The sequence below is a fragment of the Micromonospora costi genome (genome assembly GCF_003626655.1).
GTDB classification, from domain to species: domain Bacteria; phylum Actinomycetota; class Actinomycetes; order Mycobacteriales; family Micromonosporaceae; genus Micromonospora; species Micromonospora costi.
Genome location: NZ_RBAN01000006.1, coordinates 51,991 through 74,151, shown reverse-complemented (window position 1 = coordinate 74,151; position 22,161 = coordinate 51,991). Strand labels below are relative to the sequence as shown.

Genomic DNA, 22,161 nt, shown 5'->3' with positions numbered 1-22,161 from the left:
GGGAGGAGGCGGGCATGTCAGCCGCGGTGATCACGAGCGGCGCCCAGATTAGCCGAGCACACACCCCGTCGACCCGGCCCGCGCACCACAATTCACCTGCGTTTCGCCCACCCGACACGGGCGGTTCACCCGGTGCCCCGGGCCGCCGGGTCAGCCGCCGGTGGACCAGGCGGCGAGGCGCCCATCGGCGTCGCGGCACACCAGGGCGGCGCCGGCGGCGCGGCAGCCCGGGGACGCCCCGCTCGATCACCGGGTCCCCCGGTTCCTGACCGCCGAGGGTCAGCAGAGCAGGTCCAGGCCGTGGTGGGCGTCGGCCGCGACGTCCTCGTGCCGCAGCCAGCGGCGGGCCCACAGCCGGGCGGCCAGCTCGGCCTGCTCGTCGCCCCACGCGGCGTGTTCCACGAGCAGCGCCGCGGTCAGCGCGTGCGCCAGCCGCAGCGCGAGGTCCCGGGCCCCGGCGACCACCGCCGCGGACTGCGGATCGGCGGCCACCCCGGCGAGACGGTCGCGCAGCTCACCGGTCACCGCCGCGAGCGTGTCGGCCAGCGCGGGCGAGATCGGCCGGGCCAGGTCGGCGGCGGCGTCGAGGCGGCGCAGCAGCGGCGTGCCGGCGTCCTCGCGGCTGACCGCGCGCAGCACGTCGAGGGCGAGCACGTTGGTGGTGCCCTCCCAGATCGGCAGCACCTGCGCGTCGCGCAGCAGCCGCGGCACCCCGGTGTCCTCCACGTAGCCGGCGCCGCCGAAGCTCTCCACGTACTCGCTGGCGGAGCTGACCGCGAGCCGGCCGGTGGCCAGCTTCGCCAGCGGCGCCACGATGCGCAGCTCGGCGGCGGCCGCCGGGTCGGCACCCACCTCCACCCGGCCGAGTAGCGCGAACGCGTGCCCGGCCAGGACGAACGCGCCGGCCGCGTCGACCGCGAGCGTGCCGAGGGTTGCCCGGTGCAGCGGCGACGCCGCGAGCGGCCCGCCGGCCACGTGCCGCGCCGAGGCGAACGCCCGGGCGTACGCGAGGCCGCGGCGCATGCCGCCGGCGGCGGCCGCGGCGTTGTGCACCCGGGTCACCACCACCAGCGTCATGGCCCGGACCAGGCCGGGACTCGCCGGGTCACCCAGCGGCAGCGCGTACGCGTCCCGCAGCCCGATCTCGGCGGTGGGCAGCGCCCGGGTGCCCAGCTTGTCCTTGAGCCGGTGAACGGTGACGCCCGGCGCGGGCGCGTCCGGGGCCTCGCCGGTGGACAGGGGCGAGTCGGCGGCGTAGCGGGGGACCAGGAACGGGGCGAGGACGCGGCTGCCCCGGCCGGCGCCCTCCGGGCGGGCCAGCGCCACGGCCATCGCCGAGTCGGCGGCCGAGCAGAACCACTTCTCGCCGGTCAGCCGCCACGACCCGTCGGCAGCGGGCCGGCCCGTGGTGCTGGAGCGGGCCAGGTCGGAGCCGCCTTGCGACTCGGTCATCCACTGCCCGCTGGTGATGGCCGTGGCCGGGTCGGTGGAGAGGAGCCGGGGCAGCCAGGCGTCGCGCACGGCGGGGTCGACCTCGGGGAGGCTGAGCAGCGCGGCGGCGCCGTCGGCCATCGCGACGGGGCAGGAGAAGGTGGCCGACTCGGGCCCGTACAGGTGCAGCAGGGCGTGCTGGACGACGCGGGCGGCGGCGCCCCAGGTGCCGCGCGCCGACTCCAGGTACGGCAGGGCCACCACGGCGTGCCGCGCGGCGGCGGCGCGTTGCGCCTGCCAGCCGGGGGAGGTGTCGACCCGGTCGATGCGGGCTCCCCACGGGTCGTAGCGGACCAGGGTGGGTGGGTGCGCCTCGGCGTCGGCGTGCGCGGCGCGCAGCGGCCCGGTCACGTCGGCGGCCAGGTCGGCGAGGCGACCCTTGGCGGCGGCGTGCCCGGCCGCGCCGAGCTGCCGCTCCAGCCAGGAGCGCAGCAGCGCGTCGCCGGCATACGGGTCGTCGGGGGCGGGTACCGGCTGCACGTAGCGGCTCATGCTCTCGCTCCTGGCGCGTGCGGGGGTGGTGCGCCCGACGGTAGACGATGCGGTGGCGCCGGCGACAGAGGCGTTTGCCGCCCGCGGGCCGGTCCGGTTCTCTACGGTCGGGGCGTGGGCACGGGGCAGGCGTGGAGCCGGCCGGCCCGGCGTCGCCGTCCGATGCGTACGGGGCTCGTGTTCGCCGGTGTCGGCGTGGCCGTGTGCTGCGTGGGGGTGGCCGGGCTCGGGGTGCGCAACCTGCAGGTGGTCACCCAGGCGGCCGGTCCGGTGCGGGAGACGGCCGACGAGTTCCTGCGCGAGGTCACCGTGGGCGACACCGGCGGCGCTTACGACCGGTTGTGCGCCGACGCCCGGAAGAAGTGGAGCGAGATCGGCTTCACCAGCTGGGTGCGTACGCCCCCGGAGGTGCGGGACTACGAGATCGTGGACGTGTCGGTGACGACCCGGGGTGGGCGCCCGCACGGGACGGTGACGGTGCAGCTGACCCGCGACAGCGGGGTCACCGAGAGGCGTGAGCTGCCGGTGGTCCGGGAGGACGGCGACTGGCGTATCTGCGGTGACCCGTTCTGACCCGCCGCCGGCGGGTCCGCTCCGGCCGCACCTGCTGCGCGAGCACCGCGGCGTGGAGCCGACCACGTCGACGGAGCTGTTCTTCGACCTGGTGTACGTCTTCACCGTCACGCAGCTGGCCCAGTTCCTGATCAGCCACCCGGATCCGCTGGGCGCTGCGCGCACCGCGATCCTGCTCGGGCTGCTCTGGCTGGTGTGGATCTACACGGCGTGGGTGACGAACTCGTTGCGCCCCGACCGCACCCCGGTCCGGGTCATGCTGCTGGCGGTGATGCTGGGCAGCCTGCTGCTGTCCGCGGCGGTGCCGGGCGCGTTCGCCGGCAGCGGGCTGCTCTTGGCTGCGACGTACGCCGCCGTCCAGCTCGGCCGGGTCACCTTCGTGTTGTGGGCGGTGCGCGGCCAGCCCCGGTTGGAGCCCGGGTTCCGGCAGGGACTGCCATGGTTCGTCGGCACGTCGCTGCTGGCCGTGACCGGCGGGCTGGTCGGGTCGCCGGCGCGTGAGCTGCTGTGGACGGCGGTCATCGCCGTGGAGATGCTGGGGCTGGCGATCGGGTTCCCCACGCCGGGCGGGCGACGTACCCGCCCCGAGCGGTGGGAGGTGGAGGGCGGGCACCTGGCCCAGCGGTGCCAGGCGTTCATCCTCATCGCGCTGGGCGAGTCGATCCTGGTCACCGGGGGGCTCCTGGCCCGCCATCCGGGCCGGGTGACGATGGGCGCGTTCCTGTTGGCGTTCGCCGGGTCGGTGGCGCTGTGGTGGGTGTACTTCGCGCGGGCGGCGGAGGCCGGGATCGCGGCGCTGACGCGCGCGGGCGAGCGGACCGGGCGGTTGAGCCGCCTCGCGTTCAACTACCTGCACCCGGTGATGGTGGCGGGCATCATCGTGAGCGCGGTCGGCGACGAGCGGCTGCTCGGCGGGCCGGGTGTGCCGCTGGACGTGGGCAGCGCACTGGTCGTGTTCGGTGGGCCGGCGCTGTTCCTCGCCGGGCACGCCGCGTACCAGGTGGTGCTGGTGCGCCGCGGGTGGGTCGGACGGGCGGCCGCCGTGCCGGTGCTGCTGGCGGCGGCACCGGTGGCGGTGGCCCTGCGGCTGCCGGTGGCGGCGGGAACGGCGGTGGCCGTGCTCGTGACGATCGGGGTGATCGTCACCGACCGGCTGCCGTACGGTCAGCCCCGCGGGCCGAGGTCGCCGCTGCGGTAGTGCCGCCGGCACAGCACCTGGTAGCGCACGTCGGCGGTGTCCACCGTGTCGCCGATGACGACCTGCGCGCCCTCGCGGACCACCCGCCCGTCGACCACGCGGGCGTTGAGCAGCCCCTCCCGGCCGCACCAGCAGAGCACCTCGACCTGGATGCGGGCCACCTCGTCGGCCAGTTCGAACAGCCGCTGGGCGGCGGGGAACAGGCAGGAACGGAAGTCGGTGGCCAGCCCGAACGCGTACACGTCGACGTCGTAGCTGTCGACCAGCTCGGCCATCTGCTCCACGTGCTCGACCGTGTAGAAGCTGGCCTCGTCGCAGATGAGGTAGTCGACCCGGACGCCCTCGTCCCACCGGCCGCGCACCAGCGCCCGCAGGTCGAGGTCGTCGGTGACCTCGATGGCGCTGTGCGCGAGGCCGATGCGGGTGGTCACCTGCGGGCCGAGCGACCGGTCGATGCGGGTGGTGACCAGGCCGCGGCGGCCCTGGCGCGCGTGGTTGTAGTTCATCTGCAGCGCCATGGTGGACTTCCCGCAGTCCATCGGCCCCCAGAAGAACTTCAGCGCGGCCGCGTGCAGGGGCCGGCCGTCGAGACCGCGCGCCGCCGCGCACCCGCCCGGGGAGTCGTCCGGCCCCGCGAAGGGGCGGGCCAGGCAGGTGGGTGCGGTGGCGGCGTCGTCAGTCACGGTCGGGCAGCCTAACCCATCGGCCGGTCCCGATCCGGGTGGCGCGGCCACCGGCGATCATGGTGGCCGCTGGCCGGCGGTCATGGTGGCCGTTCGCCGGCCGGCGGTCAGAGCACCCGCGGCGGGGTGTTGCCGGCCGCGACGATGGCCCGGCGGATCGGCACGGCCAGCAGGAGGAGGAAGCCGACCACGAAGAAGATCAGCAGCGAGACGAGGCCCACCCGGTACGAGGAGGTGAGCTGGAAGACCAGGCCGAACGCGAGCGGGCCGAGCCAGCTGGTGCCCTTGTCGCTGATCTCGTAGAAGCCGTAGTACTCGCCCTCCTTGCCGGCGGGGATCAGCTGGCTGAACAGTGACCGGCTCAGGGCCTGGCTGCCGCCGAGGACCAGGCCGATCGCGGCGCCGAGGACCATGAACGGCAACGGCGCCTCGGCGGGCAGCCGGAACGCGGCCACGATCACCAGCGTCCACAGCACGAGGCTGAGCAGCACGGTCTTCCAGGCGCCGATGCGGCGGGCGAGCGCGCCGAGTAGCAGCGCCCCGCCGAAGGCGAGGAACTGCACCAGCAGGATGGTGATGATCAGGGTGTTCTGCTCCAGCAGCAGCTCCTCGGTGCCGTACTGGCTGGCCAGGGTGATGACGGTCTGGATGCCGTCGTTGTAGACGAGGAACGCGAGCAGGAAGAACAGCGTGAGCGGGTACGCCTTGATCTGCCGCAGGGTGCGGCCGAGCTGGCGGAACCCGTCGGTGAGCACGTTGCCCCGCCCGGCGACGGCGGCCGCGGTGGGGTGTTCCCGCAGCCAGCGCAGCGGCACGAGGGTGAACAACGCCCACCACACGCCGGCCGAGACGATCGACCAGCGGGCCAGGTCGAGGGTGCGCTGCGGGTTGCCCTCCTCGCTGAGCAGGGTCACGGCCACCAGGTTGAGCGCCAGCAGCAGGCCGCCGCCGAGGTAGCCCAGCGCCCAGCCGCGGCTGGAGATGGCGTCGCGCTCGTCGGGCCCGCCGAGCTGCGGCAGGAACGAGTTGTAGACGACGATGGCGGCGCCGAAGCTGATGTTGGCGACGAGGAACAGCGCCCCGCCGAGCAGGTAGCGGTCGCCGGTGACGAAGGCCATGGCGATGGTCGCGGCCGCGCCGGTGAACGCCGCGCCGGCGAGCAGCCGCTTCTTGTGCAGCGACCGGTCGGCGATGGCGCCCATGACCGGCAGCACGAACACGGTGAGGAACACCGACAGCGAGATCAGGTACGGGTAGTAGGAGCCGGCGGCGACGCGGATGCCGAGCGGATGCACGTACCCGTCACAGCTGTCGGCGCCCAGCTCGCAGCCGGCGGCCAGCTCGGTCACGGTGGTGAGGAACGGCCCGAGGAACACCGTGATGACCGTGGTCTGGAAGGCCGAGTTGGCCCAGTCGTAGACGTACCAGCCGGTGCGCTCGCGCCGGGTGCTCGCCGGGGGCGGGCTGTCCTGCACCGTGGGGGTCACGGTCTCGGCCATCGGGTCCTCTCGCCGGTCAGGCGGCCCAGTGGCCGCGGCTGCGGTAGACGTCGCGCAGCACGCCGACGTGATCGGTCATGATGCCATCCACACCAAGATCAAGTAACTCGTGCATCTCGGTGGGTTCATCGATCGTCCAGACGTGCACCTGGAGGCCGAGGGCGTGGACGTAGCGCAGGAACCGGCGGTCCACCACGGGCACCCGCCCGTAGCGCACCGGAACCTGTGCGGCCACCACGGACGGCGGCAGCCGCAGCGGGCGCCCGGTCAGGGAACCCATCCGCAGCCGGGCCACGCCGCGCATGCCCAACGAGGTCGCCACCCGCCCCTCGGTGAGCGCGCGCATCCGGACCAGCCGCGCGTCGCTGAAGGAGGCGAGCAGGACCCGGTGCTCCGCGCCGGCCCGGGCGACGGTGGCGACCGCCGGCTCGACGCCGGGGTCGGACTTCACGTCGATGTTGAACCGCACCTCGGGCCACGCGGTGAGCACCTCATCGAGGCGGGGCACCACGGCGGCGCCGCCGACGCGTACCGAGGCGAGGTCGGCCCAGCGCAGGTCGGCGATGCGGCCCGGCTCGCCGGTGACCCGGCGCAGGGTGGGGTCGTGGAAGACGACGCTCACCCCGTCGGCCGTGGCGTGCACGTCGGTCTCCACGTACCGGTAGCCGAGCCCGACGGCGCGGGCGAACGCCTCGGCGGTGTTCTCGTCGCCGTCGGCAGCGCCCCCGCGGTGGGCGAAGGCCAGCGGCGCGGGCGCGTCGAGGTAGGGATGACCGGTCAGCACGCAGCGCAGTATGCCCGGCGCCGGTGTCCGCCGGGTGACCGGCCGACGGCCGTTCGCCGTCCGGAAACGGGGTCGGGCAGCCGTCCGGAGACGGGTCAGGCCGGCGGGCGGCGGCGGTGCGAGCGGCTGGTGTCGGTGGGGCGGCCGGGGTCGACGTGCCGGGGCCGGTCGGGTTCGTCGGGCCGCAGCGGGACGAGCGCGTCGGTGATCGCGTCGACGATCCGGTCGGTGGCCCGGCGCGCGGCGCCGGGCGTGCCCGGGTCGACCCCGGTGAGGTCGACGGGCTCGCCGAAGTGCACGCGGATCACCGGGCGGCGGACGACGGCGCGGGCCAACCCGCGCAGCAGTCCCCTCGGCGTCCGGTACGGCACCACCTCGTGCGAGCCCCACTGGGCGACCGGGACGACGGGGGCGCCGCAGGCGAACGCGAGCCGGGCGGCCCCGGTCTTGCCGCGTTCCGGCCACATCCCGGGGTCCAGCCCGATGCGGCCCTCGGGGTAGACGAGGATCACGGATCCGGCGGCGACCGCCGCGGCGGCGTCGTCGAGGGCCCGGCCGACGGCCGCGGTGCCCCGGTCGACCCGGATGTGCCCGGCGCGGCGCATCAGGGCGCCGACGACGGGGGCGCGGAACAGTCCGCCGGTGGCCATGATCCGGGGTGCCACGCCGCGCTCGCGGCAGGCCGCGGTGAGGACGACCGGGTCGAACGGGCTGATGTGGTTGGCGGCCAGGACGAGCGGGCCGCGGCGCAGCTCCTCGGGCACCTCGCCGGTGACCTCGAGCCGGGCGACGGCGGCCACGACGCCGCGGGCGAGCACCTGTGCGGTGCGCCAGATCGCGGGGGGCTGCCAGGTGGCGTGGGCGGTGTCCATCAGCGCTGAATGGTCGCACGTGCGGGGGCGGGATCGGCGCCGAGGGCACGCCATCCCCTCCACCGGGGGCCGGGCGGCCCGGGGTGATCAGGGTCATTGGTCCCGGGCCGGTTCGGGACGCCCGCCCCTGCCCATTTCTCTACGACGAGCAGTAGTATTTACTACGTCTCGTAGTATGAACAGCTGGGGGTTCCAGGTGGACGCGTTGGACGTCGCCCGCTGGCAGTTCGGTGTCACCACCGTCTACCACTTCCTCTTCGTGCCGTTGACGATCGGCCTGTCCGTGCTGGTCGCCATCCTCCAGACCCTGTGGCACCGCACCGGCAACGAGCGCTACCTCAAGCTCACCAAGTTCTACGGCAAGCTCTTCCTCATCAACTTCGCGATGGGCGTGGTCACCGGCATCGTGCAGGAGTTCCAGTTCGGCATGAACTGGAGCGACTACTCCCGCTTCGTGGGCGACATCTTCGGTGCCCCCCTCGCCATCGAGGCGCTGGTCGCGTTCTTCCTGGAGTCGACCTTCATCGGCCTGTGGATCTTCGGTTGGGAGCGGCTGCCCAAGCGGCTGCACCTCGCCAGCATCTGGGCCGCGGCCATCGGCACGAACCTGTCCGCGTACTTCATCCTCGCCGCGAACTCGTTCATGCAGAACCCGGTCGGCTACCGGGTCAACCCGGACACCGGGCGGGCCGAACTCACCGACTTCGTGGCGGTGCTCACCAACAAGGTCGCCCTGGTGACCTTCCCGCACACCATCGCCGGCGCGTTCCTCGTGGCCGGGTCCCTGCTGGTCGCGGTCGCCCTGTGGCACCTCGTCCGCAACCGCGACTCCGCCGACACCCCCACCTACCGGTTCGCCGCGAAGTTCGGCTCCTGGGTCACCCTGGTCGCCGCCGCCGGCGTGCTGATCACCGGCGACATCCAGGGCAAGATCATGACGCAGGTGCAGCCGATGAAGATGGCCGCCGCCGAGGGCCTCTACAGCACCGAGAGCCCCGCCTCGTTCTCCGTCCTCACCGTCGGCAGCCTCGACGGCAGCCGGGAACTGTTCGCCATCAAGATCCCGTACCTGCTGTCGTACCTGGGCACCGGCGACCCGAAGGGCACCGTGCACGGCATCAACGACCTCCAGGCCCAGTACGCCAGCCAGTACGGCGCCGGCAACTACGCCCCGATCATCCCGGTCACCTACTGGAGCTTCCGCTTCATGATCGCCTTCGGGATGGCCGCCGCCGCGATCGCCCTGCTGGTGCTCTGGACCCACCGCAAGGGCCGCGCTCCGCACAACAAGTGGCTGCTGCGCGCCGGCCTCGTCATGCCGCTGCTGCCGCTGGTCGCGAACTCCTTCGGCTGGATCTTCACCGAGATGGGCCGCCAGCCGTGGATCGTCTTCGGCGAGATGCTCACCCGCAACGGCGTCTCCCGCAGCGTGTCGCTGACCGAGGTGCTCACCTCGTTCACCGCGTTCACTCTGATCTACGCCACCCTCGCCGTGATCGAGTTCCGGCTGCTGGTCCGCTACGCCAAGGCCGGCGTACCGGACCTCACCCCGGCTCCCGAGATCGACGACAGCCACGACGACGCCGAGCGCCCGCTCGCCTTCGCCTACTGACCTGAGGAAGCACCGTGGAACTCACGACCATCTGGTTCCTGCTCGTCGCCGTCCTCTTCACCGGGTACTTCATCCTGGAGGGCTTCGACTTCGGCGTCGGCATGCTGCTGCCCGTGCTCGGCCGCGACGACCGGGAACGCCGCGTCCTCATCAACACCATCGGCCCGGTCTGGGACGGCAACGAGGTCTGGCTGATCACCGCGGGCGGCGCCATGTTCGCGGCCTTCCCCGAGTGGTACGCCACCCTCTTCTCCGGCTTCTACCTGCCGCTGCTGCTGATCCTGCTGGCACTGATCGCCCGCGGCGTCGCCTTCGAGTACCGGCACAAGCGCCCCGAGCCGTCCTGGAAGCGGCGCTGGGACGCGGCGATCTTCTTCGGCTCGCTGGTGCCGGCGGTGCTGTGGGGCGTCGCGTTCGCCAACATCCTGCGCGGCGTGCCGCTTACCGCCGACCACGAGTACGCCGGCGGCCTGCTCGACCTGCTCAACCCGTACGCCTTGCTCGGCGGGGTGACCACGGCGGCGCTGTTCCTCACCCACGGCGCGGTGTTCGTCGCCCTGAAGACCGTGGGCGACATCCGCGAGCGCGCCGGCGCCCTCGCGGTGCGGGTGGGCGTGGTGGCCGCGGTCCTCGCGGTGGCGTTCCTGACCTGGACGCTGTCGATCCGGTCCAGCACGGCCGCCGTCGTGCTGGCCTCGGCGGCCGCAGCCGCGCTGCTCGCCGGTCTGGCCGCCGCCCGGGTACGCCGGGAGGGCTGGGCGTTCACCGGCACCGCCGTGGCCATCGGCCTGGCCGTGGCGACCCTGTTCGCGGCGCTGTTCCCGAACGTGCTGCCGTCCACGCTCGACGCGGCCGGCACGCTCACCGCGACCAACGCCGCCTCCACCCCCTACACGCTGAAGATCATGAGCTGGATCGCCGTCGTGTTCACCCCCATCGTGCTGGCCTACCAGGGGTGGACGTACTGGGTGTTCCGCAAGCGCATCGGTGTGGCCCACATCCCGCAGCACTGACGCCCCCGCACGGCGCGCGGGTCCTCGAAAAAATTCGCCGGAAAAATCTCCGGTGGGATGTCGAGAACCCGCGCGCCGCGGCGTCCCCGCGGTGAACACGGCGACAATGGCCGTACCGCACCGAGGAGAACACGATGGCCAAGTACCTGCTGCTCAAGCACTACCGGGGCGCACCGGCGGCGGTCAACGACGTGCCGATGGACCAGTGGACGCCGGAGGAAGTCTCGGCCCACGTGCAGTACATGCGAGATTTCGCCACTCGGCTCGAGGGCAGCGGCGAGTTCGTCGACGGGCAGGCGCTGTCCCCGGAGGGCACGTTCGTCCGCTACGACGGTGAGGGCCGGCCGCCGGTGACCGACGGCCCGTTCGCGGAGACCAAGGACCTGATCGCCGGGTGGATGGTGATCGATGTCGAGACCTACGAGCGGGCGCTGGAGCTGGCCGGCGAGCTGTCCGCGGCCCCGGGGGCGGGTGGGAAGCCGATCCACGAGTGGCTCGAGGTGCGTCCGTTCCTGACCGAGCCCCCGACCATCACGGAGTGACGCGCAGTGGACGAGTCCCTGCTGCGGACCCTCACCCCCACCGTGATCGGGATCCTCGTCCGCCGCGGAGCTGACTTCGCGGCGGCCGAGGATGCCGTGCAGGAGGCCCTTGTCGAGGCCGTCCGGCGCTGGCCGGACGATCCGCCGCGGGACGCCAAGGGCTGGCTGCTCACGGTGGCGTGGCGCAAGTTCCTCGACGCTGCCCGCGCCGACACCTCCCGGCGCCGGCGGGAGGTGCTCGTCGAGGCCGAGCCCGTACCCGGCCCGGCCGAGGTGGTGGACGACACCATCCAGCTGTACTTCCTGTGCGCGCACCCGTCCCTGACACCGGCCTCGGCCGTCGCGCTCACACTGCGTGCGGTCGGCGGCCTGACCACGCGCCAGATCGCGCAGGCCTACCTGGTGCCGGAGGCGACCATGGCCCAGCGGATCAGCCGGGCCAAGCGGACGGTGTCCGGGGTCCGCCTCAACGAGCCTGGTGACGTCGCCACGGTGCTGCGCGTGCTGTACCTGGTCTTCAACGAGGGCTACTCCGGCGACGTCGACCTCGCCGCGGAGGCGATCCGGCTCACGCGCCAGCTGGCGGCCAGGATCAGCCACGAGGAGGTCGCGGGCCTGCTCGCGCTCATGCTGCTCCACCACGCGCGGCGTCCGGCGCGTACCGGCCCCGACGGCAGGCTCGTGCCGCTGGCCGAGCAGGACCGCAGCCGGTGGGACACCCGCCTGATCGCCGAGGGCGTCGACGTGCTCCAGGCGGCGCTGGCCCGTGACCGCCTGGGGGAGTTCCAGGCCCAGGCCGCCATCGCCGCGCTGCACGCCGACGCCCGGACGGCCGAGGAGACCGACTGGGTGCAGATCGTCGAGTGGTACGACGAACTGGTCCGCCTCACCGACAGCCCGGTGGCCCGCCTCAACCGGGCCGTCGCGGTCGGCGAGGCGGACGGACCCCGGGCCGGCCTGGCCGCCCTGGCGGGACTCGACCCCACCCTGCCCCGCCACACGGCCGCCGCCGCGTACCTGCACGAGCGCGACGGTGATCCGGTGACGGCGGCACGCCTCTACGCCGAAGCCGCCCGGTCGGCGCCCAACCTCGCCGAACGCGACCACCTCACGCGCCAGGCCGCACGGCTCAACGTGCGGCTGCGTGCGGGCGGCGGGCAGTCGCCGCCCCGATAGGAGACCGTCCACTTCGCGGCGCCGGGCCGGGCCTAGGGTGGGGCGGTGACCGCGCAACCGTGGAGGCAGCTGTTCGGCAGCGGGACGCCGCTCGTGGGCGCCCCGCTGGGCGGGGGAGCGAGCACCCCCGCCCTGGTGCGGGCCGTCACCGCGGCCGGCGGCTTCGGTTTCCTGCCGGCCGGCTACAAGACGCCGGAGGCGGTCGCCGCCGACCTCGCCGAGCTGGACCGGACGGGCACGCCGTGCGGGGTGAACCTGTTCGTCCCCGAGCCGCCGGAGATCGACGAGGAGACCTTCCGCCGGTACGCCCGCGAGATCGCCGCCGAGGGCGCGCCGTACGGGCTGGACCTGGCAGGTGCCCCGCTGGTGCACGACGACGACCATTGGGCCGACAAGATCGACCTGTTGGTGGCGCACCCGGTGCCCGTGGTCAGCTTCACGTTCGGGCTGCCGGACGCGGCAGCCGTCGCGGCGCTGCGCCGGGCCGGCTCCCGCCTGCTGGTCACGGTCACGTCGGTGGCCGAGGCGCTCGCCGCCCGGGACCTGGGCGTCGACGGGCTCGTGGCGCAGGGCACGGAGGCCGGCGGGCACAGCGGCACCCACACCCCGCGCCGGCCGGCGCCGCCGACGTCCACCCTTCCGCTGGTGCGGGACGTGGCCGCGGCCACCGACCTGCCGGTCGTGGCCGCGGGCGGGGTGGCCGGGCCGGACGACGTCCGCGACCTGGTGGCGGCGGGCGCCACCGCGGTGGCCGTGGGCACGCTGCTGCTGCGCACCGACGAGAGCGGGGCGAGCCGGACCCATCGCGACGCCCTGGCCGATCCGGCGTTCACCCGCACCGTGCTCACCCGCGCCTTCACCGGCCGGCCGGCGCGCGGGCTGCACAACGCGTTCATCGACCGGTACGAGGCCACCGCGCCGCTGGGCTACCCGGAGCTGCACCACCTGACGCGGGGCATGCGGGTGGCGGCCGCCGCGGCGGGGCACCCGGACCGGGTGCACCTGTGGGCCGGCACCGGCTACCGGCACGCCACCACCGGCCCCGCGGCCGACGTGGTCGGACGCCTCACGGCGACGCTCTGAGCGCGCCCGCCACCCCTTCTAGCCGGCGGCGGCCGGCTGGCCGGACGTGGTGAGGAAGAAGTCCCGGACGTCCCCGGCGAGCAGGTCGGGCACCTCCATCGCCGCGAAGTGGCCGCCGCGGTCGAACTCCGACCAGTGCCGGATGTCGTACAGCCGCTCGGCCAGCGGTCGCACCGACTGCGTGATGTCGTGCGCGAACACGGCCACGCCGACCGGCACCGGGCACGGCGCGGTCCGCCCCCGCGGGGCGTCGTGGTGCAGCCGCGCCGAGGAGGCCGCGGTGGCGGTCAGCCAGTACAGCGAGATGTCGGTGAGCATCCGGTCGTCGCTGATCGGCGAGCGCGGGTCGGTCCACTGGGCGAAGCGTTCGGCGATCCACACCAGCTGGCCGACCGGCGAGTCGGTCAGCGCGTAGCCGATGGTCTGCGGGGTGAGGGCCTGCAGCGCCTGGTAGGGCGGACGGTTCGCCATCAGCTGCCGGACCCGGTCGAGCCGGGCCTCGTCCGTCTCGGACAGCTCGACGTCGGCGTCCGGGTCCGGCCGGGTCGGCAGGTAGTTGACGTGCACCCCGACGACCTGTTCGGGCGCCACCGCGCCGAGCGCCAGCGAGATGCCCGCGCCGAAGTCACCGCCCTGCGCGCCGTAGCGCTCGTACCCGAGTCGGCGCATCAGCTCGGCCCAGGCGCGCGCGATCCGGACGGCATCCCAGCCGCCTTCGTGCGTCGGCCCGGAGAAGCCGTAACCCGGGATGGACGGGATCACCAGGTGGAAGTCGCGTGACAGCGGCTCGATCACGTCGAGGAACTCCAGGAAGGAACCGGGCCAGCCGTGGGTGAGGATCAGCGCGAGCGCGTCCGCCTTCGGGGACCGGACGTGGACGAAGTGGATGTTCTGGCCGTCGATCTCGGTGGTGAAGTGGGGAAGCTCGTTGAGCGTGGCCTCGTGCGCCCGCCAGTCGTAGCGGGTGCGCCAGTGGTCGGCCAGGTCCTTGAGCCGCGCCAGCGGGAAGCCGTAGTCCCAGCCGGCGTCGGCCACCTCGTTGGGCCAGCGGGTGCGGGCGAGCCGGTCGGTCAGGTCGTCGAGGTCGGCCTGCGGGATGTCGATGCGGAACGGCTTGATCATGATTTCGACTCCAGAGATGACTGTTGGCAGTACCAACGTTGGCCACGCCAACGTATCAGGAATCGTGGGGGCCGCCAACGATTAATTGGTAGGCTCGACCCCATGGAGCCCGCCCCCGCGCCCCAGGCGCCCGCACGCCTGAACACCACCCCGAGCTGGCTGCTCGGCCAGGCCGCCACCCACGCCCACCGGCTCGTCGCCGAGGCCCTCGGCACCGTCGGCGTGCGCGGCTACCACTACCGGCTCCTCGCCGCGCTGGCCGAGATCGGCCCGACCAGTCAGGCCGACCTCGGCCGCAGCTGCGGCATCGACCGCAGCGACGTCGTCGCCGCGCTCAACGACCTCGCCGACCGCGGCCTGGTCGAACGCAGCCCCGACCCGGGCGACCGGCGGCGCAACGTGATCACCCTGACCGTCGCCGGCCGGCGCGACCTGCGCCGCATGGAGGACGCCCTGGACCGCGCCCAGGACACCCTCCTCGCGCCCCTGAGCCGCGCCGACCGTGACCAGCTGATCCGGCTGCTGTCCACCCTCGTCGCGGAGCGGTGACCCGGCCGCCGGTCAGTGCGCCTCGCGCAGCTCCGCCAATCGGGCCTCGATCTCGGCCAACTCGGCGCGCAGCTTCTCCGCCTGCTGCTCCGCCTCGGCCCGCTCGGCGGCCAGGATCTGCTCCACGGCCTCGTGCACCCCCGGCACGTCCACCAGCGCCACCATCCGCAGCGCCTCGGCCGGCTTCACCACGTACGGCTTCGCGAGGGCCTTGCTGCCCTGCTGCGCGGCCACCGTCCACTCGCCGTCGGCGTACGCCAGCGTGACCGTGAGCCCCGCCGGACCCTTCGGCTTGGCCACCTTGGCCGCCCGGCGCGCCGGCCTGGCCGCCTCCACCGTCTCCACCTTCGACTCCTCCCGCGACGCCGGACGCGGCGCCGGCACCCGGTCCAACACGAACTCCGGCTCCGCCGCGGCCGGCGGCTCCGGCTCGGGCTCCGGCTGCGGCTCGGCCGCCCGTCGGCCCGCGCCGCGTGGCGCCACCGCCACGTCGGCGGGGGAGAAGGGCAACTCGTCGCGCCCGAACCGCACCACCACGAACTCGTCGGACTCGGCCGGATCGGTCAACCCCACCACCTGACCGACCTGCCCGGCGATCTGGCCCGCCGAGGCCGTGAACACCACCTTCGGCTTGCGGCCGGCCGCCAGCGCCTCCCGGATGCCCCGTACGTCGTCAGTGGACAAACCCTGGCCCGCCATCACACCCTCTTCTCGTACACCTGTTTGATGCAGCCCTTGATACCAGCCGGCTCCGACACCGCGACGATCAACCCCCGAGAGCCCGCAACGCCGCGTCGGCGTGCGCGTTCATGCTCAGCTCGCTGCGCACCACCGCGAGCACCCGCCGGTCGGTGCCGATCACGAACGTCACCCGCCGGGTGCTCAACGCCCCCAGCGGCACGCGCCGGCGCACTCCGAACCGGTCGGCGACCGCACCGTCCGGATCCGACAGCAGCGGATAGTCGAACCCGTGCAGCCGGGCGAACTCCGCCTGCCGGGCCACCGGATCCCGGCTGATGCCCACCCGCTGCGCGCCGACCGCCGCGAACTCCGCCGCCAGGTCCCGGAAGTGGCAGCTCTCCGCCGTGCACCCGCGCGTCATCGCCGCCGGGTAGAAGAACAGCACCACCGGGCCCGCGGCCAGAAACTCCGTGAGCCGCCGCACCGTACCCGTCTGGTCCGGCAGCGCGAACTCCGCGACCTCGTCACCCACACGCAGCATCGCGCACCTCCGCCTCGACATCGACGCGCGCGAGCCTAGAGGATCACCCCCAGACCGCCGCCACCTCGTCGGTCACCGCGTCCGCCTGCGCTCGGCCGGCCCGCGCCGCCGCGGCCCGGCGCGCCGGATCCAGCACGTTACGCCCGATCGCCGCTCGCGCCGCCGCGTCCGGCGACACCACCACCACCCGGGCGCCCTGCCCCCGCAACGCCGCCACCTGCGCCGACAGGCGCGGCATCGGCCCGAACGCCGCCGTCGTGGGCGCCAACACCACCACCCGGTCCGACCCGGCCGCCAGGTCCGCGTTCACCGGCGAACGCATCCCACCGTCGACGTACCGCCGCTCGCCGATGGTCACCGGCGGCCACACGCCGGGCACCGCGCAACTGGCCCCCACCGCGTCCACCAGCGGCACCCCCGACGCCGCGTCGAAGACCACGAACTCGCCCGAGCGCGCGTCCACCGCCGTCACCAGCAGCCGCCGCGCCGGCCAGTCCCGCACCGGCAACCGTGACTCGATCACCGCCCGCCGCGACGACTCCGATTGCGTACGCGCCGACAGCGCCATCGCGCCGATCCTCGCCCGCGCCCGCACCTCGTCGCGGGTACGGGCACCGGCCCACACCAGGCGCGCCACCGCCGCCATCCCGAACCGGGCCGCCGCCTCTCCGCGCGGCGGCGTCAGCTGCGCGGCGTACGACTCCTCCAGCGGCCGGCCGGAGCACAGCTGCGCGCCCACCATCGACCCGGCCGACGTGCCCACCACAAGCTCCGCCTCGGCCAGGGGCACGCCCCGCTCCGCCAGCCCGGCGAGCAGCCCCCACTCCCAGGCCACCCCGGTCACCCCGCCGCCGCCCAGCACCAACGCCCGCTCCATGTGATCTTCCCCTCCCCGCCGCCCTGTGCCGGTCACGGTAACGTCGCCGCAGCGACACCGGCAGGGAGGACGCGTTGAGCCCAGTCACTGTGATCACCGGCGGCAGCCGCGGTATCGGCGCGGCCACCGCCCGGCGCCTGGCCCGCGCCGGCCACGACATCGCCTTCGGCTACCGCCGGGACCACGATGCCGCCGCTGCCGTCCTCGCCGACGTCCACGCCGCCGGCCGCCGGGGCGTCGCCCTGCCCGCCGACACCACCGACCTCGACCAGGTCACCGCCCTGTTCGACGCCGCCGCGGAGCTGGGGGACCTCACCGGCCTGGTCAACAACGCCGGCGTCACCAGCCCCATCGGCCCGTTCGTCGACCTCGACCCGGGCGACCTGCGCCACGTCGTCGACGTCAACCTCGTCGGCTACGTGTTCTGCGCCCAGCAGGCCGCCCGCCGGATGGGCGCCGGCGGCGCGATCGTCAACGTGTCGTCGGCGGCCGCCACGCTGGGCAGCCCCGGCGAGTACATCCACTACGCCGCCGTCAAGGCCGCCACCGACACCCTCACCCTCGGTCTGGCCAAGGAACTCGCGCCGCGCGGCATCCGCGTCAACGGGGTCGCCCCCGGCATCATCCGCACCGACATCCACGCCGTCTCCGGCCGGCCGGACCGGCCCGACACCGCCGCCGGCCGCATCCCGCTGGGCCGGGCGGGCGAGCCCGACGAGGTCGCCGGCGCGATCGCCTGGCTGCTCGGCCCGGACGCGTCGTACACCACCGGCACCGTGCTGCGCGTCGCCGGCGGACTCTGAACACGCCGGTGGCCCGGGCACCGCGTCCCGGGCCACCGCACCGGGCTCAGCTCGTGAACAGCTTCGCCGCCGTGATCACGGTCTGCACCACCCCGTAACCCAGCAGCACCGACACCACCAACCAGGAGATCCACAACCGGGTCTTCTGCCCGCGCGGGCGTGCCTCGTTCATCGCGTACCGCTCCTCTCCGCCGTCGCCTCCACACTCACGTCCTCGTCCGGCAGCGCCGGCTCGTGGTACCGCTGCGGCACCGGCCGGATCAACAGGTTGGCGACGAACCCCACCGCCAGCACCCCGACCATCGTGAACAACGCCGGCCGGTACGCCTCCGCCGTCAACGTGCCGGGCTTGCCCTGAGCGTCGAGGAACCCGTTCACGATCAGCGGACCGGCGACACCCGCCGCCGACCAGGCGGTCAGCAGCCGCCCGTGGATCGCGCCCACCTGGAACGTCCCGAACAGGTCCCGCAGGTACGCCGGTACCGTGGCGAACCCGCCACCGTAGAACGACAGGATCACGCACGCCAGCAGCACGAACAGGCCCGTCGCCGCGTGCCCCACGAGCGCCAGCAGCGCGTACAGCACCATGCCGACGCCCAGGTACACCATGTAGATGGGCCGGCGACCGATCATGTCGGACGTCGAGGACCACACGAACCGGCCGGCCATGTTGAACAGCGACAGCAGGCCCACGAAACCGCCCGCCGCCGCCACCGACACCGCCGAGGTGCCGCCGTCGCGGAAGAAGTCCTGGATCATCGGGCTCGCCTGTTCCAGGATGCCGATGCCGGCGGTCACGTTGCAGAACAGCACCACCCACAGCAGCCAGAACGAACGGGTCTTCAGCGCGTTCGCCGCCGACACGTTGGCCGTGGTCACGAGCGGTTTCGCCGCCACCCGCGCCGGGTCGAACCCGGCCGGCCGCCAGTCCGGCGCCGGCACCCGCACGTTGAACACCCCGAACATCATGATCAGGAAGTAGCCGACGCCCAGCGTCACGAACAGCCATACCAGCGCACTGCCGGACGCCGTCGACCCGGCGTTCGACGGGTCGTACGCCGGGTCGTAGTACGACAACAGCTGCCGGGACAGGGGAGAGGCCACCATCGCCCCGCCACCGAAACCCATGATCGCCAGACCGGTCGCCAACCCGGGCCGGTCCGGGAACCACTTGATCAATGTGGACACGGGGGAGATGTAGCCGATCCCCAGCCCGATGCCGCCCAGCAGCCCGTACCCGAGGTAGAGCAGCCACAGCTGCCGGGTCGCGATGCCCAGCGCGCCGACCAGGAAACCGGCCGCCCAGAAGCACGCCGAGACGAACATGGCCTTGCGCGGCCCGTTCGCCTCCACCCACGTGCCCGCCACCGCGGCGGACAGGCCGAGCATCACGATCGCGATGCTGAAGATCACCCCGATCGCCGTCTGACCGGTGTCGAAGTGCGCGATGAGGGAGTTCTTGTACACGCTCGTGGCGTACACCTGCCCGATGCACAGGTGGATGGCCAACGCCGCCGGTGGTATCAGCCAACGGCTGTACCCCGGCGGCGCCACGGTGTGCCGACGGTCGAGTGCGGAAAGCATGCCGCTGGTCCTCTCCGGAAGACGGGTGAAATCCTTTTCCCCTTTCATCCACCCGCCGGTGGGCCCGGGAAAACCAGGACGGTCCCGCGCCGTCGCCGGGCGGTCGCTGCGGTGAGCCGAACGGTCAGCGCATCACCCTCGCCCGCCGCCCCCGCTGACCGCCGGACGCGGCACCGCCCGACCCCCGGAGCGCGCCCGTTGGCACGACACGCATCGTTAAGGAAGGTTTACAGTCCAGGTGGGGCGCGGGTAGCGTGCGGATCGATCGACCACCACCGATCACGACGAGCGCTTGGAGGTCTCCGTGCGTCGCCGACACACCGTCACCCGGCTGCTGGCCGCAGCCGTCCTCACCCTGCCCCTGACCGTCACGGCGGCCCCCGCGGCCGCCGCACCCGCCGCGGCACCCACCCGCCAACTCAGCGACGTCATCCCCGCACCCGTCGAGACCCGCCCCGACCCCCGCGGCACGTTCATCCTCAGCCCGCTGACCGTCATCCGCACCACACCGGGTTCCGCCGCCGCCCGCCAGGTCGGCCGGCAACTCGCCGACACCCTGCGGCCGGCCACCGGCTACCCGCTGCCCGTCCTGCCCGTCCCGTTCACACCCCTGCCCGAGATCGCCCTGCTCCTCGGCGGGGCCGACGCCCGCGTCGGCCAACAGGGCTACCAACTCGACGTCACCCGCCGCGGCGTCACGATCCGGGCCAACACCGCGGCCGGCCTCTTCGCCGGCACCCAGACCCTGCGCCAGCTCCTCCCCGCCCAGATCGAGGCCCCGCAGCGGCAGCGCACCACCTGGACCGTCCCCGGCGGCCGCATCGTCGACCACCCCCGCTTCGCCTACCGCGGCGCGATGCTCGACCTGGCCCGACACTTCCACACCGTCGACGAGATCAAGACGTACGTCGACCTGCTCAGCCAGTACAAAATCAACTACCTGCACCTGCACCTGAGCGACGACCAGGGCTGGCGCATCCAGATCGACTCCTGGCCGCTGCTCACCACCGTCGGCGGCGGGCCCGGAACCGGCGTCGACGGCGTCGGCCCCGGCTACCTCACGAAGGCCGACTACAAGGCCGTCGTCGCGTACGCCGCCGCACGCCACATCACGGTCATCCCCGAGATCGACATGCCCGGACACACCAACGCCGCCCAGTCCACGTACGCCGAACTGAACTGCGACAAGGTCGCCACGCCGCCGCGCACCGACACGGCCGTCGGCTACAGCTCCCTGTGCATTCACGACGAGCTGACCTACCGGTTCGTCGAGGACGTCATCCGCGAACTCGCCGAGATCACCCCCGGCCCGTACCTGCACATCGGCGGCGACGAGGCCCACGCCACCACCGACGAGGACTACCGCACCTTCGTGCAGCGCGTCCTGCCCCTCGTCAGCAAGTACGGCAAGCGCGCCTACGGCTGGAACGAGATCATGAAGGCCGACCCGGCCGCCGACGTGGTCGCCCAGTACTGGGGCACCGGCACCACCAACGCCGACCTCGCCGAGGCCGCCGCGCGCGGCAACAAGGTCGTCATGTCACCGGCGAACAAGGCCTACCTCGACATGAAGTACGACCGCAACACCCCGCTCGGCCTGTCCTGGGCCGGCTACATCGAGGTCCGCACCGCCTACGACTGGGACCCCGCCACCCGAGTCGCCGGCGTCGGCGAGGACGCGGTCCTCGGCGTCGAGGCGCCACTGTGGTCGGAGACCCTGCGCAGCATCGACGACATCGAGTACATGGCGTTCCCGCGCCTGCCCGCGATCGCCGAACTCGGCTGGTCCACGGCGGCCAGCCACGACTGGGAATCCTTCCGCACCCGGCTGGGGGAGCAGGCACCGCGCTGGCGCCTGCAGGACGTGGACTTCTACCCGTCCGCGCAGGTGCCCTGGGCCTGACCCGACCCCGCGCACGGCCCCCGGCCCGGAGGCCGGGGGCCGTCGCACGACCGCACGCGGCGGACGCTCAGCAGCCCGTCCACCGCACCGCGCTGACCCGCCCGTCGTTGCGGAAACCCACCACCGTGCCGTCGTCGGCGATGGCCCGCGCACCCACCGTCCGGGCACCGCCGCCGGGCAACTGGCGGGCCGTGGCGCCCCGCACCACCCACTCGCCTCCGATGGCCACACCCCGCCCGTTGACGTCGGTGAGCACCCCGACCTCCGGGGCGAGCGCCGCGTACCGGCCCGTCCGCAGGTTCCACCGCACCGGGACGTGGCTGCCGTCGGCCAGGTCCGCACGGCCGACCACCCACCGGCCCTGCGCCGCGTCGACCTGCACGGAACGGGCCCCCGGCACCGTCAGCGTGTCGTACGCGCCGCCGGGCCGCCGCACCCAGCCGGTGAAGTCTTCTGGCCCACCCGCCGTGCCCACGATGCTGCCGTCGCGGGTGATCCCCAACGCCATCGCACCCGCCGGCGCGTCCAACCGCTCGACCGTGCCCGGCCGGGACGCCGGCCAGCGCACCGCGAACGGCTCCCCGCTCACCTCGTCGTAGCCGTAGCCCACCACGTCGCCCCGCGCGTTGACCGCGTCGGCGAAGACGCCGCCGGGCAGCGTCGCCAGGTGGGTGAAGACACCGCCGTGGTACGTCCACGGCTGGCTCCTGCCGTCGACGTGGCCGTTCCCGACCACCACGCCCCGGATGTTCACGTCGACCACGTACTCACCCAGTGGCGACGCGATCGTGCGCAGCCGCCCCCGGTCCCACAGCAACACGAACGACTCCGTGCCCTCGTCGGTCACCCGCAGGGCACCGCCGGCCACGTACCGGCCGGACGGATCCACCGCGTACGCCTCGGTGCGGTACATGCCCGCCGGTTGCGCGAGCGTCTCGATGGCGCAGGACGGCACGCGCGGGCGGGGAAACGCCCCGGCGGGGGACACCGGAGCCACGGCCACGGCGGCCAACAGACCGGCGACGACGACCGTCGCGCGGGTGGCGGAGTGAGGCATCGGTCCTCCCCGGGGTGGCGGGTCGA

The 22,161-nt window shown here is 73.7% G+C and carries 22 protein-coding genes; 10 read left to right on the top strand and 12 right to left on the bottom strand.

The window, feature by feature from the left end:
* Window positions 1-279 precede the first annotated feature (279 nt).
* The gene (locus tag D7193_RS27670) at window positions 280-1,983 is read right to left on the bottom strand and encodes an acyl-CoA dehydrogenase family protein (protein WP_120782577.1); all 1,704 of its coding nucleotides are present in this window, start codon (window positions 1,981-1,983) and stop codon (window positions 280-282) included.
* Between the two features lie 162 nt (window positions 1,984-2,145).
* On the opposite strand from D7193_RS27670, the gene D7193_RS27665 reads away from it, so the two are divergent.
* Both D7193_RS27665 and D7193_RS27660 read left to right on the top strand, forming a co-directional pair.
* Entirely contained in the window at window positions 2,146-2,556 is a 411-nt protein-coding gene (locus D7193_RS27665) for an Rv0361 family membrane protein (protein WP_120782576.1), read from the top strand.
* Window positions 2,543-3,754: a low temperature requirement protein A gene (locus tag D7193_RS27660; protein WP_158674880.1), complete on the top strand. Its 1,212-nt coding sequence runs from the start codon at window positions 2,543-2,545 to the stop codon at window positions 3,752-3,754. The genes D7193_RS27665 and D7193_RS27660 overlap by 14 nt, the downstream gene beginning before the upstream one ends.
* Here D7193_RS27660 and D7193_RS27655 read toward each other — a convergent pair.
* The 4 genes from D7193_RS27655 to D7193_RS27640 form a co-directional block, all read right to left on the bottom strand.
* The gene (locus D7193_RS27655; protein WP_120782574.1) at window positions 3,721-4,437 is read right to left on the bottom strand and encodes a thymidine kinase; all 717 of its coding nucleotides are present in this window, start codon (window positions 4,435-4,437) and stop codon (window positions 3,721-3,723) included. The genes D7193_RS27660 and D7193_RS27655 overlap by 34 nt on opposite strands.
* A gap of 107 nt (window positions 4,438-4,544) precedes the next feature.
* Entirely contained in the window at window positions 4,545-5,936 is a 1,392-nt protein-coding gene (locus tag D7193_RS27650; RefSeq protein ID WP_120782573.1) for an MFS transporter, read from the bottom strand.
* Between the two features lie 16 nt (window positions 5,937-5,952).
* On the bottom strand, window positions 5,953-6,720 hold the full coding sequence (locus tag D7193_RS27645) for a glycerophosphodiester phosphodiesterase family protein (RefSeq protein ID WP_120782572.1): 768 nt from the start codon (window positions 6,718-6,720) through the stop codon (window positions 5,953-5,955).
* A gap of 95 nt (window positions 6,721-6,815) precedes the next feature.
* Window positions 6,816-7,592, bottom strand: a complete 777-nt coding sequence (locus D7193_RS27640; RefSeq protein WP_120782571.1) for a lysophospholipid acyltransferase family protein — start codon at window positions 7,590-7,592, stop codon at window positions 6,816-6,818.
* A 196-nt stretch (window positions 7,593-7,788) separates the two neighbouring features.
* Here D7193_RS27640 and D7193_RS27635 point away from each other — a divergent pair, with 196 nt between their 5' ends.
* From D7193_RS27635 to D7193_RS27615, 5 genes are all read left to right on the top strand, one after another.
* Entirely contained in the window at window positions 7,789-9,204 is a 1,416-nt protein-coding gene (locus tag D7193_RS27635; RefSeq protein ID WP_187356273.1) for a cytochrome ubiquinol oxidase subunit I, read from the top strand.
* Window positions 9,205-9,218: 14 nt separating this feature from the next.
* A complete protein-coding gene (cydB, locus tag D7193_RS27630; RefSeq protein ID WP_120782569.1) occupies window positions 9,219-10,217 on the top strand; it encodes a cytochrome d ubiquinol oxidase subunit II in 999 nt (332 codons plus the stop codon).
* A gap of 134 nt (window positions 10,218-10,351) precedes the next feature.
* A complete protein-coding gene (locus D7193_RS27625; protein WP_120782568.1) occupies window positions 10,352-10,759 on the top strand; it encodes a YciI family protein in 408 nt (135 codons plus the stop codon).
* Between the two features lie 6 nt (window positions 10,760-10,765).
* A complete protein-coding gene (locus D7193_RS27620) occupies window positions 10,766-11,935 on the top strand; it encodes an RNA polymerase sigma factor (RefSeq protein WP_120782567.1) in 1,170 nt (389 codons plus the stop codon).
* 45 nt (window positions 11,936-11,980) lie between these two features.
* Entirely contained in the window at window positions 11,981-13,018 is a 1,038-nt protein-coding gene (locus D7193_RS27615) for an NAD(P)H-dependent flavin oxidoreductase (RefSeq protein WP_241563545.1), read from the top strand.
* Window positions 13,019-13,036: 18 nt separating this feature from the next.
* Here the strand turns inward: D7193_RS27615 and D7193_RS27610 are convergent, their stop codons facing one another.
* On the bottom strand, window positions 13,037-14,140 hold the full coding sequence (locus tag D7193_RS27610) for an epoxide hydrolase family protein (protein WP_120782566.1): 1,104 nt from the start codon (window positions 14,138-14,140) through the stop codon (window positions 13,037-13,039).
* 102 nt (window positions 14,141-14,242) lie between these two features.
* Between D7193_RS27610 and D7193_RS27605 the strand changes: the two genes are divergently transcribed.
* Window positions 14,243-14,689: a MarR family winged helix-turn-helix transcriptional regulator gene (locus D7193_RS27605; RefSeq protein WP_120782565.1), complete on the top strand. Its 447-nt coding sequence runs from the start codon at window positions 14,243-14,245 to the stop codon at window positions 14,687-14,689.
* Between the two features lie 12 nt (window positions 14,690-14,701).
* On the opposite strand, the gene D7193_RS27600 is transcribed toward D7193_RS27605, so the two are convergent.
* The 3 genes from D7193_RS27600 to D7193_RS27590 all read right to left on the bottom strand — a co-directional run bounded on the left by D7193_RS27600 (window position 14,702) and on the right by D7193_RS27590 (window position 16,788).
* On the bottom strand, window positions 14,702-15,388 hold the full coding sequence (locus D7193_RS27600; protein WP_120782564.1) for a hypothetical protein: 687 nt from the start codon (window positions 15,386-15,388) through the stop codon (window positions 14,702-14,704).
* 67 nt (window positions 15,389-15,455) lie between these two features.
* Complete coding sequence (locus tag D7193_RS27595) at window positions 15,456-15,911, bottom strand: peroxiredoxin (RefSeq protein ID WP_277749930.1); 456 nt, start codon at window positions 15,909-15,911, stop codon at window positions 15,456-15,458.
* Window positions 15,912-15,954: 43 nt separating this feature from the next.
* On the bottom strand, window positions 15,955-16,788 hold the full coding sequence (locus D7193_RS27590) for a patatin-like phospholipase family protein (RefSeq protein ID WP_120782562.1): 834 nt from the start codon (window positions 16,786-16,788) through the stop codon (window positions 15,955-15,957).
* 74 nt (window positions 16,789-16,862) lie between these two features.
* On the opposite strand from D7193_RS27590, the gene D7193_RS27585 reads away from it, so the two are divergent.
* Window positions 16,863-17,591 carry an SDR family oxidoreductase gene (locus tag D7193_RS27585; protein ID WP_120782561.1) on the top strand — a complete coding sequence of 243 codons (729 nt, stop codon included), beginning with the start codon at window positions 16,863-16,865 and terminating at the stop codon, window positions 17,589-17,591.
* A gap of 46 nt (window positions 17,592-17,637) precedes the next feature.
* Here D7193_RS27585 and D7193_RS34660 read toward each other — a convergent pair whose 3' ends face one another.
* Window positions 17,638-17,763, bottom strand: coding sequence for an MFS transporter small subunit (locus D7193_RS34660; RefSeq protein WP_277749929.1), 126 nt, complete (start codon window positions 17,761-17,763; stop codon window positions 17,638-17,640).
* Window positions 17,760-19,175: an OFA family MFS transporter gene (locus D7193_RS27580; RefSeq protein ID WP_120782560.1), complete on the bottom strand. Its 1,416-nt coding sequence runs from the start codon at window positions 19,173-19,175 to the stop codon at window positions 17,760-17,762. Before D7193_RS27580 ends, D7193_RS34660 begins: the two co-directional genes overlap by 4 nt.
* 304 nt (window positions 19,176-19,479) lie before the next feature.
* Between D7193_RS27580 and D7193_RS27575 the strand changes: the two genes are divergently transcribed.
* A complete protein-coding gene (locus tag D7193_RS27575; protein WP_120782769.1) occupies window positions 19,480-21,078 on the top strand; it encodes a beta-N-acetylhexosaminidase in 1,599 nt (532 codons plus the stop codon).
* A gap of 67 nt (window positions 21,079-21,145) precedes the next feature.
* On the opposite strand, the gene D7193_RS27570 is transcribed toward D7193_RS27575, so the two are convergent.
* Window positions 21,146-22,135 (bottom strand): hypothetical protein, encoded by a 990-nt coding sequence (locus D7193_RS27570; protein WP_120782559.1) that lies wholly within the window; start codon window positions 22,133-22,135, stop codon window positions 21,146-21,148.
* Between the last annotated feature and the right edge of the window lie 26 nt (window positions 22,136-22,161).

Coding starts and splice junctions, on each gene's coding strand:
- D7193_RS27670 (WP_120782577.1), bottom strand. CDS start 1,983: ATGAGCCGCTACGTGCAGCCGGTACCCGCCCCCGACGACCCGTATGCC.
- D7193_RS27665 (WP_120782576.1), top strand. CDS start 2,146: ATGCGTACGGGGCTCGTGTTCGCCGGTGTCGGCGTGGCCGTGTGCTGC.
- D7193_RS27650 (WP_120782573.1), bottom strand. CDS start 5,936: ATGGCCGAGACCGTGACCCCCACGGTGCAGGACAGCCCGCCCCCGGCG.
- D7193_RS27640 (WP_120782571.1), bottom strand. CDS start 7,592: ATGGACACCGCCCACGCCACCTGGCAGCCCCCCGCGATCTGGCGCACC.
- D7193_RS27625 (WP_120782568.1), top strand. CDS start 10,352: ATGGCCAAGTACCTGCTGCTCAAGCACTACCGGGGCGCACCGGCGGCG.
- D7193_RS27610 (WP_120782566.1), bottom strand. CDS start 14,140: ATGATCAAGCCGTTCCGCATCGACATCCCGCAGGCCGACCTCGACGAC.
- D7193_RS27605 (WP_120782565.1), top strand. CDS start 14,243: ATGGAGCCCGCCCCCGCGCCCCAGGCGCCCGCACGCCTGAACACCACC.
- D7193_RS27600 (WP_120782564.1), bottom strand. CDS start 15,388: ATGGCGGGCCAGGGTTTGTCCACTGACGACGTACGGGGCATCCGGGAG.
- D7193_RS27595 (WP_277749930.1), bottom strand. CDS start 15,911: ATGCTGCGTGTGGGTGACGAGGTCGCGGAGTTCGCGCTGCCGGACCAG.
- D7193_RS27590 (WP_120782562.1), bottom strand. CDS start 16,788: ATGGAGCGGGCGTTGGTGCTGGGCGGCGGCGGGGTGACCGGGGTGGCC.
- D7193_RS34660 (WP_277749929.1), bottom strand. CDS start 17,763: ATGAACGAGGCACGCCCGCGCGGGCAGAAGACCCGGTTGTGGATCTCC.
- D7193_RS27580 (WP_120782560.1), bottom strand. CDS start 19,175: ATGCTTTCCGCACTCGACCGTCGGCACACCGTGGCGCCGCCGGGGTAC.
- D7193_RS27570 (WP_120782559.1), bottom strand. CDS start 22,135: ATGCCTCACTCCGCCACCCGCGCGACGGTCGTCGTCGCCGGTCTGTTG.